The organism is Bacillus sp. NPDC093026 (assembly GCF_044754665.1).
Taxonomy (GTDB): Bacteria; Bacillota; Bacilli; order Bacillales; family Bacillaceae; genus Bacillus; species Bacillus maqinnsis.
The window spans coordinates 265,613-282,256 of record NZ_JBIVPN010000003.1; the positions used below are offsets into that span (position 1 = coordinate 265,613).

At 40.1% G+C, this 16,644-nt stretch carries 19 protein-coding genes; 18 read left to right on the forward strand and 1 reads right to left on the reverse strand.

The window, feature by feature from the left end; genetic code table 11:
* Positions 1 to 5 precede the first annotated feature (5 nt).
* The 11 genes from hisC to ypjB all read left to right on the forward strand — a co-directional run bounded on the left by hisC (position 6) and on the right by ypjB (position 10,020).
* On the forward strand, positions 6 to 1,103 hold the full coding sequence (hisC, locus tag ACIQCE_RS10445) for a histidinol-phosphate transaminase (protein ID WP_400494858.1): 1,098 nt from the start codon (positions 6 to 8) through the stop codon (positions 1,101 to 1,103).
* 116 nt (positions 1,104 to 1,219) lie between these two features.
* A complete protein-coding gene (locus ACIQCE_RS10450; protein ID WP_353855427.1) occupies positions 1,220 to 2,335 on the forward strand; it encodes a prephenate dehydrogenase in 1,116 nt (371 codons plus the stop codon).
* An 11-nt stretch (positions 2,336 to 2,346) separates the two neighbouring features.
* On the forward strand, positions 2,347 to 3,633 hold the full coding sequence (gene aroA, locus ACIQCE_RS10455) for a 3-phosphoshikimate 1-carboxyvinyltransferase (RefSeq protein ID WP_400494861.1): 1,287 nt from the start codon (positions 2,347 to 2,349) through the stop codon (positions 3,631 to 3,633).
* 291 nt (positions 3,634 to 3,924) lie between these two features.
* Positions 3,925 to 5,196: a tetratricopeptide repeat protein gene (locus tag ACIQCE_RS10460; protein ID WP_400494863.1), complete on the forward strand. Its 1,272-nt coding sequence runs from the start codon at positions 3,925 to 3,927 to the stop codon at positions 5,194 to 5,196.
* A 74-nt stretch (positions 5,197 to 5,270) separates the two neighbouring features.
* A complete protein-coding gene (locus tag ACIQCE_RS10465) occupies positions 5,271 to 5,810 on the forward strand; it encodes a ReoY family proteolytic degradation factor (protein WP_400494865.1) in 540 nt (179 codons plus the stop codon).
* A 61-nt stretch (positions 5,811 to 5,871) separates the two neighbouring features.
* Positions 5,872 to 6,318: a YpiF family protein gene (locus ACIQCE_RS10470; RefSeq protein WP_400494867.1), complete on the forward strand. Its 447-nt coding sequence runs from the start codon at positions 5,872 to 5,874 to the stop codon at positions 6,316 to 6,318.
* A gap of 144 nt (positions 6,319 to 6,462) precedes the next feature.
* Positions 6,463 to 6,969 carry a ubiquinol-cytochrome c reductase iron-sulfur subunit gene (locus ACIQCE_RS10475; protein ID WP_191095835.1) on the forward strand — a complete coding sequence of 169 codons (507 nt, stop codon included), beginning with the start codon at positions 6,463 to 6,465 and terminating at the stop codon, positions 6,967 to 6,969.
* 2 nt (positions 6,970 to 6,971) lie between these two features.
* A complete protein-coding gene (gene qcrB / locus ACIQCE_RS10480; protein ID WP_353855432.1) occupies positions 6,972 to 7,646 on the forward strand; it encodes a menaquinol-cytochrome c reductase cytochrome b subunit in 675 nt (224 codons plus the stop codon).
* A 40-nt stretch (positions 7,647 to 7,686) separates the two neighbouring features.
* The gene (locus tag ACIQCE_RS10485; RefSeq protein WP_353855433.1) at positions 7,687 to 8,454 is read left to right on the forward strand and encodes a menaquinol-cytochrome c reductase cytochrome b/c subunit; all 768 of its coding nucleotides are present in this window, start codon (positions 7,687 to 7,689) and stop codon (positions 8,452 to 8,454) included.
* Positions 8,455 to 8,557: 103 nt separating this feature from the next.
* The gene (lhaT, locus tag ACIQCE_RS10490) at positions 8,558 to 9,151 is read left to right on the forward strand and encodes a lipoprotein heptaprenylglyceryl N-acetyltransferase LhaT (RefSeq protein ID WP_400494871.1); all 594 of its coding nucleotides are present in this window, start codon (positions 8,558 to 8,560) and stop codon (positions 9,149 to 9,151) included.
* A gap of 65 nt (positions 9,152 to 9,216) precedes the next feature.
* Positions 9,217 to 10,020: a sporulation protein YpjB gene (ypjB, locus tag ACIQCE_RS10495; protein ID WP_400494873.1), complete on the forward strand. Its 804-nt coding sequence runs from the start codon at positions 9,217 to 9,219 to the stop codon at positions 10,018 to 10,020.
* Between the two features lie 30 nt (positions 10,021 to 10,050).
* On the opposite strand, the gene ACIQCE_RS10500 is transcribed toward ypjB, so the two are convergent.
* Complete coding sequence (locus ACIQCE_RS10500; protein ID WP_400494875.1) at positions 10,051 to 10,923, reverse strand: YitT family protein; 873 nt, start codon at positions 10,921 to 10,923, stop codon at positions 10,051 to 10,053.
* A gap of 137 nt (positions 10,924 to 11,060) precedes the next feature.
* On the opposite strand from ACIQCE_RS10500, the gene ACIQCE_RS10505 reads away from it, so the two are divergent.
* Genes ACIQCE_RS10505 through ACIQCE_RS10535 form a run of 7 tightly spaced genes read left to right on the forward strand, consistent with a single transcriptional unit; the run spans position 11,061 to position 16,632 of the window.
* A complete protein-coding gene (locus ACIQCE_RS10505) occupies positions 11,061 to 11,396 on the forward strand; it encodes a nucleotide pyrophosphohydrolase (protein ID WP_353855437.1) in 336 nt (111 codons plus the stop codon).
* Positions 11,397 to 11,401: 5 nt separating this feature from the next.
* Positions 11,402 to 12,205, forward strand: a complete 804-nt coding sequence (gene dapB, locus ACIQCE_RS10510; RefSeq protein WP_400494877.1) for a 4-hydroxy-tetrahydrodipicolinate reductase — start codon at positions 11,402 to 11,404, stop codon at positions 12,203 to 12,205.
* A 17-nt stretch (positions 12,206 to 12,222) separates the two neighbouring features.
* On the forward strand, positions 12,223 to 12,642 hold the full coding sequence (mgsA, locus tag ACIQCE_RS10515) for a methylglyoxal synthase (RefSeq protein ID WP_353855439.1): 420 nt from the start codon (positions 12,223 to 12,225) through the stop codon (positions 12,640 to 12,642).
* Complete coding sequence (bshB1, locus tag ACIQCE_RS10520; RefSeq protein ID WP_400494879.1) at positions 12,629 to 13,333, forward strand: bacillithiol biosynthesis deacetylase BshB1; 705 nt, start codon at positions 12,629 to 12,631, stop codon at positions 13,331 to 13,333. The genes mgsA and bshB1 overlap by 14 nt, the downstream gene beginning before the upstream one ends.
* Positions 13,334 to 13,335: 2 nt before the next feature.
* Positions 13,336 to 14,481 (forward strand): N-acetyl-alpha-D-glucosaminyl L-malate synthase BshA, encoded by a 1,146-nt coding sequence (gene bshA / locus ACIQCE_RS10525; protein ID WP_353855441.1) that lies wholly within the window; start codon positions 13,336 to 13,338, stop codon positions 14,479 to 14,481.
* On the forward strand, positions 14,474 to 15,661 hold the full coding sequence (locus ACIQCE_RS10530; protein ID WP_400494882.1) for a CCA tRNA nucleotidyltransferase: 1,188 nt from the start codon (positions 14,474 to 14,476) through the stop codon (positions 15,659 to 15,661). Before bshA ends, ACIQCE_RS10530 begins: the two co-directional genes overlap by 8 nt.
* Entirely contained in the window at positions 15,649 to 16,632 is a 984-nt protein-coding gene (locus ACIQCE_RS10535) for a biotin--[acetyl-CoA-carboxylase] ligase (protein ID WP_400494884.1), read from the forward strand. The genes ACIQCE_RS10530 and ACIQCE_RS10535 overlap by 13 nt, the downstream gene beginning before the upstream one ends.
* Positions 16,633 to 16,644 lie beyond the last annotated feature (12 nt).

The window sequence follows — 16,644 nt, forward strand, 5'->3', positions numbered from 1 at the left end:
ACATATTGCAAATTAAGGAACAATTAAAACAGCTCAAACCGTATCAACCTGGGAAACCAATCGAAGAAGTAAAAAAAGAATATCAATTAGAAAAAATTGTGAAACTGGCTTCAAATGAAAACCCTTTTGGCTGTTCAGAACTTGCAAAAGAGGCCATTCAAGCCGAGCTTGAACAATTAGCAATTTATCCTGATGGGTATAGTGCGAGTCTAAGAGCTGAACTGGCTGAATTTCTTCATATAAATGAAAAACAATTAATATTTGGGAATGGCTCTGATGAACTTGTGCAAATTATTGCGAGAGCATTTCTTGACCAACATACAAATACAGTTATCCCTTCTCCATCATTTCCACAATATCGTCACAATGCAGTGATTGAGAATGCAGAAATTCGTGAAGTGCCTCTTTTAGAAGGTGGCGACCACGATCTACAAGGGATGTTAGATGCTATTGATGCTAATACGAAGGTAGTTTGGGTATGTAATCCAAATAACCCGACTGGTAATCATTTATCAGAAAAAGAACTTGTGACGTTTTTAGATCAAGTACCGGCACATGTACTTGTTGTATTAGATGAAGCGTATTTTGAGTATGTTCGAGCGGACGATTTTCCAAATAGTGTATCATTATTAAACTCATATCAAAATGTCATCGTACTTCGTACGTTTTCTAAAGCATATGGACTTGCTGCACTTCGAGTAGGTTATGGGATTGCGTCAGAGGAGCTTATTTCCTCAATTGAACCTACTAGAGAGCCGTTTAATACAAGCCGTATTGCACAGGCAGCTGCGCGTGCAGCAATAACCGATCAAGACTTTATTCAATCATGCAGACAGAAAAACGAAGCAGGTCTTATGCAATATCATGAATTTGCTGAACGTTTTGGTTTGTTTATTTATCCATCTCAAACCAACTTTGTCTTAATTGATTTTAAAAGAGATGCGGATGAATTGTTCAATGCATTATTGAAAAAAGGATATATAGTTCGTTCTGGTAAAGCGCTTGGTTTCCCAACATCTCTGCGTATTACCGTTGGCACAAAAGAGCAAAATGAAGAAATCCTAAGTACGCTTGCAGATTTATTACAAGGTATTCGAGCGTAGAATCACAATGAAGTCATATCCTGCTTTAGGATATGGCTTTCATTGTACCAATATCAACATACATAGAACCCATTGAATGGGCTTGTTTAATTTTTGTGAAAAATCAGGTGATGAATATGAACGATGCAAATGAAACAATATTAATCGCTGGACTAGGTTTAATTGGTGGTTCAATTGCACTGTCTATCAAAAAAGAATACCCCCATAAAAAAATTGTAGGCTACGATGTTTCTGATGAGCAAATGGTTGCTGGTACAAAACTTGGGATTATTGATGAAACAACAGCTTCATTTATGGAAGGCCTAAAAAAAGCGACAACCATTATTTTAGCAACACCGGTACAACAAACCATCAAAATGCTAAATGATATTGCAGCATCTGGTATTGAGAGAGAACTTACAATTACTGATGTCGGGAGCACGAAGCAAAAGGTAGTTCATTTTGCTGAAAAAACAATGCCTCCTCATTATCAATTTATTGGTGGGCATCCAATGGCAGGTTCTCATAAATCAGGTGTTATTGCAGCCAAAGATTTCTTATTTGAGAACGCATTTTATATTTTAACGCCAACAAATAGAACGAGTCGTGAAGCTGTTGATCGTTTGAAGGATCTATTAAAAGGAACAAATGCCCACTTTATTGAAATGACTCCAGAAGAACATGATGCCGTTACAAGTGTCATTAGTCACTTCCCGCACATAGTGGCTGCAAGTCTTGTTCATCAAGCGCATCATTTTGAAGAACAATTTCCGCTTGTGAAACGTTTTGCAGCTGGAGGCTTTCGAGATATTACTCGTATTGCTTCAAGTAATCCTGCGATGTGGCGAGATATTCTCATACACAACAAAAACAAAATTTTGGATCGCTTTCATGAATGGAAAAAAGAAATTGACCGCATTGAATCCTTTGTTCAAAAAGAAGATGCCGAAGGTCTATACTCCTATTTTCAAGATGCAAAGGAATATCGTGACGGGCTTCCTTTGAGGAAAAAAGGAGCAATTCCTGCTTTTTATGATCTTTACGTTGATGTTCCTGATCATCCCGGTGTCATTTCGGAGATTACGGGTCATTTAGCTAGTGAAAATATTAGTATTACAAATATACGCATTATTGAAACGCGCGAAGACATTAATGGTATTTTAAGAATTAGTTTTCAAACAGATGATGATCGCAAGCGGGCAGAAATCTGTATAAAAAATAGAGCGAATTACGATACATTTTATGCTGACTGAGGTGACAAAACATGAAAATTCATAAAACCGCTCCAATGAATGGAGAAATTCATATTCCAGGTGACAAATCCATCTCTCACAGATCGGTGATGTTCGGTGCAATTGCTGAAGGGACAACAGTGGTGAAAAACTTTCTCCCTGGAGCAGATTGTTTAAGTACGATTGATTGTTTTAGAAAGATGGGCGTAGATATTCAGCAAAATGGTACGGATGTTGTCATTCATGGGAAGGGTCTTGATAAACTTAAGGAACCAAGCGAAATTCTCGACGTTGGCAATTCCGGCACAACCATTCGATTAATGATGGGTATTTTAGCTGGCTGTGAGTTTCACAGTACACTCATCGGTGACGAGAGTATTGCCAAAAGGCCAATGAAACGTGTTACTGCCCCACTTAAACAATTTGGCGCCAAGATTGATGGCAGGGCCAATGGCGAGTTTACACCACTTTCCATCCGTGGAGGGAATTTAAAGGCAATTTCCTATGAATCTCCAGTTGCAAGTGCGCAAATTAAATCGGCTGTCCTTTTAGCTGGACTTCAAGCAAAAGGAACGACAACGTTAACTGAACCACACAAATCAAGAGATCATACGGAAAGAATGCTCTCAATGTTTGGTGTGACATTACATGAAGATGCGCAAAGTGTTTCGATTGAAGGTGGACAAACGTTAAAATCAACTGAAGTTTTTGTACCTGGAGACATTTCTTCTGCTGCATTTTTCCTAGTTGCTGGCTCAATTGTTCCAAATAGCCGTATTGTATTAAAGAATGTCGGTTTAAACCATACAAGAACTGGCATACTTGACGTGCTTAAACAAATGGGTGCAAACTTAGAAATCAATGAAGTCGATACCAAGGGTGGAGAGCCTTATGGTGATTTGACGGTTTCTACTTCGTCATTAAAGGGCATTGAAATTTCTGGAGATATGATCTCTAGGCTCATTGATGAAATTCCAGTCATTGCGCTCCTTGCTACTCAAGCGGAAGGGACTACAATAATAAAAGATGCTGCAGAGTTAAAAGTAAAAGAAACAAATAGAATTGATACGGTTGTTTCAGAATTGAAAAAGCTTGGTGCTGATATTGAAGCTACGGATGATGGAATGCGAATTCATGGGAAAACCAACCTTAAAGGCGGTGTGGTTGTCTCAAGTTACGGTGATCATCGAATTGGGATGATGTTAGGTATTGCAGCATGCATAACAGATCAAGAGATTGACATTGAAGATACTGAAGCAGTCCGTGTATCTTACCCGAATTTCTTTGAACACATTGAATATTTAACGAAAACAGTCTGAGGATGCCCTCAGGCTTTTTTCTTTCCTTTTGCATATTTGAGAGAAATATAGCATAGCTTGTCTCAAGATGAAACCTTGAAAAAAATCATTTTATTGGTTTAAAAATGATTTTTGTACATCACGCAGTTTACAAAACGTCAATTTAGTAAAGTATTTAATGAAAAAGAGTCCCTAAAACAACAAAATGGCTTCATTTCCAAAGAGCAACATATTTGCTGGAAGTTCGGCTGTGGATTATGATATGAAGTAATAACAGTTTAGATTTGTGGAAACAGAAAGGATCGGTTTGATTTGAATAGTTCATTACAAGAAGCCATAAAATTAGTTGAGGCAGGTGAGACTGAAAAAGGACTCAAAACACTTGCGCAGGCTGAAAAGCATTTGCATGATGAAGAAAAAGCGCAAGCAGCTCAGTTATATTATGACTGGGGGGATATCGACAAAGCGCGCAAGCTGATCAGTGATTTACATGATTTATATCCAGAAGAAACCGGATTAACCTGTTTTTATGCAGAACTGTTAATTGATTCAGACGAAGAGGAAAAGGCGATCTCTGTATTAGAAACGATTCCTGAAGATGATGATGCATATCCAGAAAGTCTATTATTAATGGCTGATTTGTATCAAATGCAAGGACTATTTGAAGTCAGTGAACAAAAACTCCTGAAAGCGAAAGAACTACTTCCGAATGAAGCTGTCATTGATTTTGCTCTAGGGGAACTGTATTTTTCCCAAGGTCTTTCGAAGAAAGCAGCTGACTATTTCTATAAAGTTGCGAAACAAAGGGATGAGATTGGTGGCGTCAATGTATATCAGCGGCTAGCCGAATCGTTAAGTACAGCAGGAGAATTTGAAGATGCACTTGAATGGTACGAAAAGGCAGTGCAAGACCAAGCAGACCCGAATACACTATTCGGATATGGGTTAACTGCTATGAGGGCTGGCAGGACGAAAACTGCCATTCAACAGCTTTCTGAGTTAAAAGACATTGATCCGTCTTATTCTACGCTTTACATGCCTTTAGCGAAAAGTTATGAGGAAGAAGGACTGTATCACGAGGCATTAGAGGTAGTAAAAGCGGGTATTAAAATTGATGAGTATAACAAAGAACTATACTTATACGGTGCAAAGATTGATTTGAAAAATGGAAATGCAGAAGATGCTAAAAAACTTCTTCAGGAAGCACTTGCGCTTGACCCTGGATATATTGAAGCGGTTCACACTTTGCTTGCTATTTATTTAAATGAAGAGCTTTTTGATGAGATTCTTGACTTGATCAAAGAAGTAAAAAGTTTTGGGGAAGATGATCCGAAGTTTAATTGGTATGCAGCTTCTGCTTCTGTCGGACGAGAAGAGTACAAAGAAGCCGCCGAGTACTTTAAGCTTGCTCTGCCTGATTTTGATGAGGAACGAGACTTTTTATATGAATACGCTTCGTTCCTTTTAGAAGAAGGCAGACAAAAAGAAGCATTGCCGTTATTGCGTAAAGTTCTTCAAAAAGATGGCACGAATGAAGAAATTGAAGAAACGATTTTAAGAATTGAAGACGAAATTTCCTTGTAGTTTGCAGGAATGAAGAGCTGTTTGTTGAATAATTCATGTATAGCAATTTATTTTACGATAGAGGAGGGAATAACATGCAGACCCCTGTTTCTGTCAATGAAAAAAAGGAATTTATCCGATGGTTCTTAAACCATTATCAACTAAAGCGAAGAGAGTGTGTTTGGATATTAAATTATTTAATGAGTCACGACTCTTTGATGGAAAAGGTCCATTTCGTAGAGCAAGCAGACTTCTGCCCAAGGGGAATCATTATGTCAACACATTGTGTGGATGAAGTTCCCTTTAGATTTTATAAAGAAAATATCATGACGACAGATGCAGAAAAGTCATTTCATGACATTCGGCTGAATAAACAGCAAGATTTGTTTATTCAATTGAATTTCCGTTCTGCTTATCGTTCGCCGGAATACGCAGCTGTTCTTGAAACAAACCCGCATATTCCAAAGGATCTTTACGAAAATGAAAAGGATAAGGATCTGGCTGAGAAAGTGCTCGATCATTCAATTGCCACTTTTCAAAAGGAACGTTTAATGAAGGAAATAGATGATGCTCTTGACCGTCATGATCAAGAGACATTTGCTAAGCTAGCAAAAGAATTAAATCTATTATCATAACCTGAACCATAAGCCTTGCCCTATCAGGCAGGGCTTATGTCAATGAAAGAGGGGGAAATGAATGAAGTGGAAGGCGGAGGACGCAGACAGCTTTTTGCAATCTCGAGATTACATTGATACCGCTATCATTCCATTAGTTGGGATTGATGTAGGGCAAATCAAACAAACAGTGTCATTGGGGGAGTTTACAACACTTGTAGTGGAGGAACTTGAAAGGCAGTTAAAAGGGAGAGTATTTCTTTTCCCTCCTTATACATATTTAGAAGCAAATGAAAGTAAAAAAATAGAACTTCTCACGATGGAAAAATCATTACAAGATCATTTTCAGCATGTGGTGTTTGTCACATCTGATCGCATTTGGCGACAGCATACAGAGATAAGTGATTCACTCTATATGTTGAAGCCGGTTCCGCTTGAGCATTTAAAAGTAGATCTTAAGCAAAAAATTATTCAGGACAGTGTAGAACAAATATTGAACTTTTTGTTACAAAAATGGAACCCTTCATAAAAACCCTTACATTTGCATTGTACATAGCTTTTTAGGCTGTTGACCTTGTGAATAGATTGATATATTATGAGGGTGTCCTAGTTTTTATGAAATTTTTTCTAATTCAGTTATAAAGTAGCTGACGACCTGAGGGGGGAGAAAAAAATGAGCGAGAAGAGACATGGAGTGTCCAGGCGTCAATTTTTGAATTACACGTTGACCGGCGTGGGGGGATTTATGGCCGCTGGAATGCTCATGCCTATGGTTCGCTTTGCACTTGACCCTGTACTAAAAGGAACAGAGGAGCAAGATATGGTTCAAGTTGTTAGTGTTGATGAACTGACAAAGGAACCAAAGCGCTTTGACTTTAAAATTGATCAAGTGGATGCGTGGTACGAGTCAAAGGAATCTAGGTCAGCGTGGGTGTACAAAGAAGGGGATGAAATTGTCGCTTTATCGCCAATCTGTAAACATTTAGGATGTACAGTGAACTGGAACAGTGATCCGAAAAATCCTAACAAATTTTTCTGCCCGTGTCACTATGGGCTGTACGACAAGGATGGTACAAACGTACCCGGAACTCCGCCGCTTGCACCGCTTGATCACTATAAGCAGCAAGTGAAGGACGGATACCTCTATCTTGGAAAAGCTGTGCCGAAAGGGGAAGGGTAACGATGCTTAACAAGATTTATGATTGGGTAGATGAGCGGCTAGACATCACACCGATATGGAGAGATATTGCGGATCATGAAGTGCCAGAGCATGTCAATCCAGCACACCACTTTTCTGCTTTTGTGTATTGTTTTGGCGGTTTAACGTTTTTTGTGACAGTCATTCAAGTCCTTTCGGGCATGTTTTTAACAATGTATTACGTGCCGGATATTAAAAATGCATGGGAATCTGTCTATTATTTGCAAAATGAAGTGGCATTTGGACAGATTGTCAGAGGGATGCACCATTGGGGTGCGAGTCTAGTTATTGTCATGATGTTTTTACATACGCTAAGGGTCTTTTTCCAAGGGGCGTATAAGAAGCCAAGAGAGCTCAACTGGATTGTTGGAGTATTGATTTTCTTTGTGATGCTCGGGCTCGGTTTCACAGGTTACCTTTTACCATGGGATATGAAGGCGCTGTTTGCGACGAAGGTAGGTCTTCAAATTGCAGAGGCGACGCCTTTCATTGGAAAAGAGATTAAAATCCTGCTTGCAGGTCATCCAGACATTGTAGGAGCACAAACGCTGACGAGATTTTTCGCTATCCATGTCTTTTTCTTGCCAGCGGCATTATTTGGGCTGATGGCCGCCCACTTTATCATGATTCGTAAGCAAGGAATTTCTGGACCGCTATAAAATATGCGTTTGATGAATGTTCAATGAGGAGGGGATGACTTTGCATAGGGGAAAAGGGATGAAATTTGTCGGAGATTCCAGGGTTCCGGCGGAAAGAAAACCAAACATACCTAAAGACTATTCCGAATATCCGGGAAAAACAGAAGCCTTTTGGCCAAACTTTCTTTTAAAGGAATGGCTTGTCGGTTCCGTTTTTTTAATTGGATTTCTTGTCCTGACTGTTGTTCATGCACCTCCGCTTGAGCGGATGGCTGATCCAACAGATACTGGCTATATTCCGTTGCCGGACTGGTATTTCCTTTTTTTATACCAGTTATTAAAATATGAATTTGCTGCTGGAAGCTATACCGTGGTTGGTGCAATGATTATGCCAGGAATTGCGTTTGGTGCACTCTTGCTCGCACCATTTCTTGATTCTGGTCCTGAACGTAGACCGTATAGAAGACCAATTGCTGTAGGGATGATGCTTCTTGCAATTGGTGCAGCGACATATTTAACGTGGGAGTCTGTAGCAACTCATGATTGGGAAGCAGCTGCAAAACAAGGTGAAATCAAGAAAGAAGCGGAAATTGATACCTCAGCCGAAGAGTATAAAATTTATCAAGAGCAAACGTGTATTTCCTGTCATGGAGACAATATGCAAGGCGGTGCAGCTGGACCGTCACTTGTTGACAACGGACTTGCGCCAGAGGAAATCGCTAAAATCGCTGTAGAAGGAAAAGGGAACATGCCAAAGGGCGTCTTTAAAGGCAGTGATGAAGAACTTAAAAAGCTCTCTAAATATTTATCTGAGATCAAATCCAAATAATTCAGTTGTGTATTTGCAGGTACAAGGATATACTCAAAATAGAAAAAAGCTGGCGCCTGTCAGCTTTTTTTCTGATTTTAACAGATCGTGAGTGAAGAGAAACATGAGATGGATTCAATATCTACTGGCAGAGCGTTACATGTTAGTCCTTTTGTTGATTGTGAACTTTCTAGGTACTGTTTATGGCTACTATTGGTATATCCCGCAGTTGATAGATACACCGGCCATATTTTTACCTTTTGTTCCGGATAGTCCAACGGCTAGCTTTTTCTTTTTATTTGTATTACTAGCGTTTATGATGAAGGGCCATGCCCCTTATTTTGAAGCACTTGCTCTTGTTACCTTGATGAAATATGGATTATGGGCCGTGGGTATGAATATTCTAGTGCTCTTATCTATTGATGATTTTCCGTGGGAAGGATACATGCTGATTGCTTCTCACTTTGCGATGGCGGTTCAAGCTGTCCTTTTTGCACCGTATTATCGTTTTAACATGCGTCATTTGGTTGTAGCAGGTATTTGGACTTTACATAATGATGTGATTGATTATGTATTTGGGATGATGCCAAGGTACTCTATGCTTTCTGCATATTCGAATGAAATTGGCTATGTTACGTTTTGGTTAAGTATCGCTGTTCTTCTTTTTTCATATTATCTCGTCTTATCCAAAAAAGCGGTCAAGCTCGAACTCCCTTAACAATGTTGGTCTAACCTTGTCCTTTTCTTCATACGCTGTATGGAGAAGGGCTAGGAGGGACTTGCATGAAACGAAAGCCAATCGTGATGATTCTATTACTTTTTCTCGTAATACATCCAACTGTTGCAAAAGGTGAGGAAACGGCTGCTAAAGCGCTGAATGAACTAACGGAACTATCAGATTCTATCTTTCAATTAACGAGACAAGCTAAATATGATGAGGCGTTACAAGTCGCATTATATGTTGAAAAGACATTTAAAGCTGGGAATTGGCGTGGAACTCTGTCTAATACGCAGGTGCGGCAAATTACACTTGGCTATCAAGATATAATTAAGGTGCTTCAGCAGAAAAATGTGGATGACCGGGAAAAGCTTCGTTATGCCTCTCAGTTTAGAATGTTGCTAGACGCTATTCAATCGGATTCTGAACCGCTTTGGGGATCATTAGAAAAGCCGATTATGGGGTCATTTCCTATTTTGAAAAAGGAAGTAAAGAATCCTGAATCGACAACATTCTATGAAACTTGGAATGAGTTTGTTTCTTTATACGATATGATTTATCCTAGTTTAACGATTGATATTCCGCTAGAAAGACTTCAAACGATTAAGCAGCACATTGAAGTGATTGAACAAGGGGAATTTCTAAAAGCATCAAGTGGGACAAAGCTTGAGCGTCTCACAAGACTGGAAGAGGAACTATCCAGTGTGTTTGCCAACGTCGATCAAGATGAAGCAGATCCTTCACTTCTATGGGTCATTTTAACAACAGGCAGTATGATTTTATTGACATTAACGTATGTAGGGTTTCGCAAATATCGTGCTGAAAAAGAGAAGAAGCAAAAGCGTCAAGCTGACTATCCGAAATCATAAAAAAGAAGCACCACTTGATGGGCTTCTTTTTTAATGAGGATTGAGCGGCTTTTTGTGTTCATCTAATGTGAAGCCTTCACCGAGAACGTCATGTACATCACTAACCGATACGAATGCATGAGGGTCAACAGAGGTCACCACACTCTTTAGGTGGACAAGCTCATTTTTAGGAACGACACAATAAAGGACATTGCGTTCCTGCTTCGTATATGAACCGACACCTTTTAAAATGGTCACACCGCGCTCCATTTCCTCTGTGATTTTCTTTTGAATGATGTCATCCTTTTCGGAAATAATCATGGCCCCCTTTGCAGCATAGGCTCCTTCTTGCATGACGTCAATGACTTTTGCCGCAACAAATACGGCGACGAGTGTATACATGGCTTCTTTGTAATTTAAATAGGTCAGAGAAATGGTAATCACGCATGCGTCGAATATAAACATCGTTCTTCCCATGGCAACCTGATAGTGCTTATTAATGAGTCTTGCGATGATATCGACGCCGCCTGTTGTACCGCCGTTTTTAAAGATGATTCCAAGGCCTGTTCCGATAAACACACCTGCAAAGAGTGACGCTAAGGCTAAATCGTGCTGAAGAGGCATATGTATTTGAAAGCGCTGGAATATGGCAAGAAATACAGATAGACTGACTGTTCCTACAATCGTATATGTGAACATTGTTCTGCCGAGCATTTTCCAACCGATAAAGAAGATGGGAATGTTTAAGACAAGGTTTGAAATGGACGGATCGATGTGAAATAGAAAATATAAAAGCAGTGTAATTCCTGTAAATCCGCCTTCTGCCAAGTTGTTTTGCATATTAAAATGAACAAGGCCGAAAGAAAAAATCGCAGATCCTATTAGAATAAACACGATATTTTTAAGACGAATTTCTTTTAGCAAAAGATCACTCCTTTTTTTGCTTAGACAGCGATAATATTATATGGTATGGGAGAGAAACAAGCAAACGGAGTTTTAAACATTTGTCAAATATTGATGATTTCGCTAACATGTAAGAGACAGATAGGAGGATGAGCTTCATGACGATTGAAAAAACGCTACGTCACGTGCAGCAAGAAGTAGATGATTACATAGGACAATTTAAAGAAGGCTACTTTAGCCCGCTTGCCATGATGGCTCGTCTGACAGAGGAGTTAGGTGAGCTGGCAAGAGAGGTCAACCATTACTATGGAGAAAAACCGAAAAAAACAACTGAAGCTGAAAAAAGTATGGAAGAAGAAATTGGCGATGTATTGTTTGTTTTAACATGCCTTGCCAATTCACTTGATATTTCACTTGAAGAAGCTCACGATCGTGTGATGCATAAATTCAATACAAGAGACAAAGATCGCTGGACGAAAAAAGAAGGGAAGTAGATACGATGACGAATCAAACCATCAAAGTTGTGATCGCTGGAGCAAGAGGAAGAATGGGGATAGAGGCTGTCAAACTGGCAGAAGAAACTAGCCATTTTGAGCTAGTGGCTGCCCTTGATCATACACATGAAGGGAAAGCACTATCTGATGTGATTCATACAACATCAAACGCTCCTATTTATACGGATATTGATATTTGTCTTTCAGAAACAAAACCTGATGTATTAATTGATCTCACGACACCAGAAATCGGAAAAGTACATACAAAAAAAGCGCTTGAACATGGCGTGCGTCCAGTCGTTGGGACAACTGGTTTTTCAGAAACTGACTTGAAGGAACTACAGCAATTGACAGAAGAAAAGGGGATTGGCTGTATTATCGCACCAAACTTTGCCGTAGGTGCCGTTTTAATGATGAAGTTTGCAAAAATGGCGGCAAACTACTTTTCTGACGTTGAAATCATTGAGCTTCACCATGACAAAAAGCTGGATGCTCCGAGTGGTACAGGGTTAAAAACAGCAGAAATGATTGCAGAAGTGAGAGAAAGCAAAAAGCAGGGACATCCAGAAGAAAAAGAATTAATACAGGGAGCAAGAGGTGCAGATTATGACGGAATTCGTTTGCACAGCGTACGACTTCCGGGGATGATTGCTCACCAAGAAGTGCTGTTTGGTATGGATGGACAGACGTTAACCATTCGCCATGACTCTTATAACCGTGCATCATTTATGTCAGGTGTGAAGCTATCGGTGGAGCAGGTCATGCACATTGATCAGCTCGTATATGGCTTAGAACATATTATTGATTAAAAAGGAGTGGATGCCTGATGAAAATTGCTTTAATCGCTCATGATAAGAAAAAAAGTGACATGGTTCAGTTTGCAATTGCTTACCGTGATATTTTGGCGGATCATACACTTTATGCAACAGGGACAACAGGTCTGAGAGTGAAAGAGGCTACAGGGCTTCGCATTCATCGTTTTCAATCAGGACCACTGGGCGGAGATCAGCAAATTGGCGCTATGATTGCTGATAATGCCATGGATCTTGTGCTCTTTTTTAGAGATCCGCTAACCGCTCAGCCGCATGAACCGGATGTGTCTGCACTCATCCGGTTGTGCGATGTGTATTCCATTCCTTTAGCAACAAATATGGGAACAGCAGACATTTTAGTTAGAAATTTAAACAAAGGTGCTTTTGATTTTCGAAACGTAGTAAATAGTGGAGGAATAAATGAAACGACTTGATATACTTGCGTTTGGAGCCCATAGCGATGATGTAGAAATTGGGATGGGTGGAACGATTGCAAAATACGTAAAAAAAGGGGCTCATGTCGGTATTTGTGACTTGACCCAAGCTGAATTATCATCGAATGGAACGGTAGAAATCCGAAAAGAAGAAGCGAAAAAAGCAGCGGGCATTTTAGGTGTTACTACTCGAATCCAGCTCACATTACCAGATAGAGGACTTTATCGTAATGATGGAGCGATTAAAGAAATTGCTGCTGTGATCCGAACATACAAGCCGAGCATCATTTTTGCCCCGCATGACCAAGATCGACACCCAGATCATGGTCATGCGGGCTCGCTTGTAGAGGAGGCTGCATTTTCTGCAGGTATACATCAATTTGAAGATTCATTTAAGCAGCCAGCGCATAAAGTAAGCAAGATGTATTATTACATGATTAATGGTCACCATCGTCCAGACTTTGTGATTGATATATCTGAAGAGATGGACCAGAAAATGAATAGCTTGCATGCGTATGAAAGTCAATTCATTAAATCAAAACATTCAGTGGATACACCACTTGTGAATGGATATATTGATTTTGTCAAAATGAGAGAGTCTTTGTACGGAAGAGAAGTCAATAAGGCATATGCTGAAGGGTTTTTTACGAAGAAACCGCTCTTAGTTGATGATGACTTACTTGGGGGGTAAACATGAAAAAATTGAAGATCGGAATTACTTGTTATCCAAGTGTAGGTGGTTCAGGAATTATTGCCACAGAACTTGGAAAGCTTTTAGCTGAAAAAGGGCACGATGTTCATTTCATTACCTCAAGCATTCCGTTTAGACTGAATAAAGTGTATCCGAATATTTATTTCCATGAGGTTGATGTCAATCAATATGCCGTTTTTCAATACCCGCCCTATGATCTTGCGCTTGCAAGTAAATTAGCAGAGGTGGCAAAACGAGAAAAGCTGGATATTATCCATGCTCATTATGCTGTTCCGCATGCCGTCTGTGCTTTTTTAGCAAAACAAATGACGGGTCAGTCGGTAAAGGTGGTCACAACTCTTCACGGAACGGATATTACGGTTTTAGGATATGACCCCTCGTTAAAGGAAGTCATTCGTTTTGCGATTGAATCATCTGATCGCGTAACGGCTGTGTCTCATTCGTTAGTCGCACAGACGTACGATTTGATTAAACCAAATAAAAAGATCGACACCATCCATAACTTTCTTGATGAGCGTGTTTATATGCGTGAAGATCATGAGCTACTGAAGACACATTATGGTATTTTACCAGACGAAAAGGTCATCATCCATGTGTCTAATTTCCGAAAGGTGAAACGAGTACATGATGTCATTCATGTCTTTAAAAAAGTCTCAGAACAAGTGAATGTAAAGCTATTACTCATTGGAGATGGCCCTGAAAAATCGGTTGTCTGTGAACTTGTGAAAAAATTAGGGCTGACGGACCGTGTGTTGTTTTTAGGAAAGCAAGAGAAGGTAGAGGAGATTTATTCGATCAGTGATCTGAAGCTACTGCTTTCTGAGAAGGAGAGTTTTGGGCTTGTGCTTCTTGAAGCAATGGCATGTGGAGTGCCTTGTATTGGAACAAATGTTGGCGGTATTCCAGAGGTCATTACACACGGAGAAACAGGTTTTCTTGTTCCGCTCGGCGATATAGACGAGGCAGCAAAGTATGCCGTCGCTCTATTGAAAGATGAAAAGCTGCATCAACAAGTGTCTATGGCAGCCTGCTCAAGTGTTCATACCCGATTCTCCTCTGAAAAAATTGTCAGTGAATATGAAAAGCTATATCAAGAACTGGTCGAAGGTGATGATGAAGATGAATGAACCATTCACACATGCAGTTCCTATATTACATACATTGCATCAAAACGGGTATCAGGCTTATTTTGTCGGTGGAGCTGTGAGAGATGTTCTCATGGGCCGAGAAATTGGGGATATAGACATTGCGACTGATGCGACGCCTGACGCAGTGGAATCTCTATTTGATCAAACGATTAATGTTGGCAAAGAGCATGGCACGGTCATTGTGATACATGATGGAGTCAGCTATGAGGTCACAACTTTTCGAAGTGAATCAGAATATGAAGATTTTCGCAGACCTAAAGAGGTGCAATTTATCTCATCACTTAAGGAAGATCTTTTCAGAAGAGATTTAACGATCAATGCGATTGCCATGGATGTAAATGGTGAGATCATTGACCATGTGGGAGGCAAAAAGGATATTCAGCGGAAACGAATCCAGACCGTTGGCGATCCGGCGTGCCGTTTTCAAGAAGATGCACTTCGGATGATGAGAGCCGTGCGTTTTATAAGTCAGCTAGGTTTTCAGCTTTCAGATGCAACCGCTGATGCAATGAAAAAAGATAAACATCTGCTTGCAAATATATCTGTTGAGCGTAAAAAGATTGAAATGGAGAAACTTTTAAAAGGTCGCTACTATGAACAAGCCATTCGAATACTCATTGAAACAAAATTATATGAAGAATTGCCCTGCCTAAGAAAGTATGGAATTAACGAACAACTGCAAACGTTCCCGTTTTATTTGTTAGATGGGTTAGAAGAAGTATGGGGTGCATTCATTCATTTACTTGGCCTTCATGAAAAAGAGGCTGTGTCCTTTTTAAAAGAATGGAAGCTGTCGACTAAACTTTTGAAAGAAGCCATCGCTATCAGCAAGTACGTTGATTGTAACTGGAATGCTGAGAAGATGTTTGAAGCTGGTGAAAGCGTGCTGTTATCCAGTCTTAAAGTGACGCAGTTGAAACATGAGCGCCGCATTTTCTTTGATGAGCTAGAAGCGGCAAAACGTTCATATGATGCGTTACCTATTAAGAATTTGCAGGACCTTGCTATTTCAGGGAAAGATTTAATGGCCATTCGGCAAAAAAAGGCAGGTAAATGGATTGCAGAGGAGCTAGACTTCGTGAAGAAAGCGGTGCTGCAAAACCGGCTGGAAAACCGAAAAGAAGCCATAGAGGAGTGGCTCATTGCATGCGATCAATGATTAGAAAACGATTAATCGAATTATTTACCTCTGCGCCACAAGACTTTGTCTCGAGCCAGCAAATTTGTGATGAGTTGGGCTGCTCCCGAACGGCAGTATGGAAACACATAGAGGACTTACGAAAAGAGGGCTATGAGTTAGAAGCTGTTAGAAGAAAAGGATACAGACTTCTTCGCAAGCCGGATAAAATTAGTGAGGATGAAATTCTTTTTGGTCTGGAAACAGAGACGTTCGGTAGACATATTTATTTCCAAGAGGAAGTAACATCTACTCAGCTCATCGCTCATGATCTTGTAAATGAAGGTGCTCCTCATGGAACGCTTGTTGTGAGTGATCACCAGACGAAAGGAAAAGGTCGTCTGCAAAGAAATTGGCATTCCCCAAATGGTACAGGAATTTGGATGAGCTTGATCGTACGGCCTGATATTCCTCTGCACAGAGCGCCGCAAATGACCTTGCTTGCATCTGTAGTGATTACAGAAGCGATTGAAGCACTGACGGGTTTGACGCCATCTATTAAATGGCCTAATGATATTTTGTTAAACGGAAAAAAGGTCGTTGGCATTCTGACTGAATTAAGAGCAGAAGCTGACCAGGTTCATGCTGTGATTATTGGTCCAGGCATTAATGTCAACCAAACGGCAAGTGACTTTCCAGAGGAATTAAAGGATGTAGCCACAAGTGTGCGAATGGAACTTGGTGAAAAGGTAGACAGAGCTGCGCTGATTCAAAAAATCATGTACATCTTTGAGAAAAGGTACGATGATTATATGACACATGGATTTGCACCGATTAAACATCTATGGGAAGCGTATACGATAACACTGGGCGAGCGCATCATTGCCCGCACCGTCAACGGACAATTTACTGGAAAAGCACTTGGGATTAATGATGAAGGCGTCCTTTTACTTGAGACAGCGGAAGGAATTCAAAAGATATATTCAGCAGACATAGAGATCAAGTCAACTTAAGTGGAACACCCG

Bases quoted from the DNA above. Each gene is read 5' to 3' on its own strand.
- ACIQCE_RS10450 (WP_353855427.1), top strand. From the start codon at position 1,220: ATGAACGATGCAAATGAAACAATATTAATCGCTGGACTAGGTTTAATT.
- qcrB (WP_353855432.1), top strand. From the start codon at position 6,972: ATGCTTAACAAGATTTATGATTGGGTAGATGAGCGGCTAGACATCACA.
- lhaT (WP_400494871.1), top strand. From the start codon at position 8,558: ATGAGATGGATTCAATATCTACTGGCAGAGCGTTACATGTTAGTCCTT.
- mgsA (WP_353855439.1), top strand. From the start codon at position 12,223: ATGAAAATTGCTTTAATCGCTCATGATAAGAAAAAAAGTGACATGGTT.
- bshA (WP_353855441.1), top strand. From the start codon at position 13,336: ATGAAAAAATTGAAGATCGGAATTACTTGTTATCCAAGTGTAGGTGGT.
- ypjB (WP_400494873.1), top strand. From the start codon at position 9,217: ATGAAACGAAAGCCAATCGTGATGATTCTATTACTTTTTCTCGTAATA.
- bshB1 (WP_400494879.1), top strand. From the start codon at position 12,629: ATGAAACGACTTGATATACTTGCGTTTGGAGCCCATAGCGATGATGTA.
- ACIQCE_RS10470 (WP_400494867.1), top strand. From the start codon at position 5,872: ATGAAGTGGAAGGCGGAGGACGCAGACAGCTTTTTGCAATCTCGAGAT.
- ACIQCE_RS10535 (WP_400494884.1), top strand. From the start codon at position 15,649: ATGCGATCAATGATTAGAAAACGATTAATCGAATTATTTACCTCTGCG.
- ACIQCE_RS10465 (WP_400494865.1), top strand. From the start codon at position 5,271: ATGCAGACCCCTGTTTCTGTCAATGAAAAAAAGGAATTTATCCGATGG.
- ACIQCE_RS10530 (WP_400494882.1), top strand. From the start codon at position 14,474: ATGAATGAACCATTCACACATGCAGTTCCTATATTACATACATTGCAT.
- dapB (WP_400494877.1), top strand. From the start codon at position 11,402: ATGACGAATCAAACCATCAAAGTTGTGATCGCTGGAGCAAGAGGAAGA.
- ACIQCE_RS10505 (WP_353855437.1), top strand. From the start codon at position 11,061: ATGACGATTGAAAAAACGCTACGTCACGTGCAGCAAGAAGTAGATGAT.
- ACIQCE_RS10475 (WP_191095835.1), top strand. From the start codon at position 6,463: ATGAGCGAGAAGAGACATGGAGTGTCCAGGCGTCAATTTTTGAATTAC.
- aroA (WP_400494861.1), top strand. From the start codon at position 2,347: ATGAAAATTCATAAAACCGCTCCAATGAATGGAGAAATTCATATTCCA.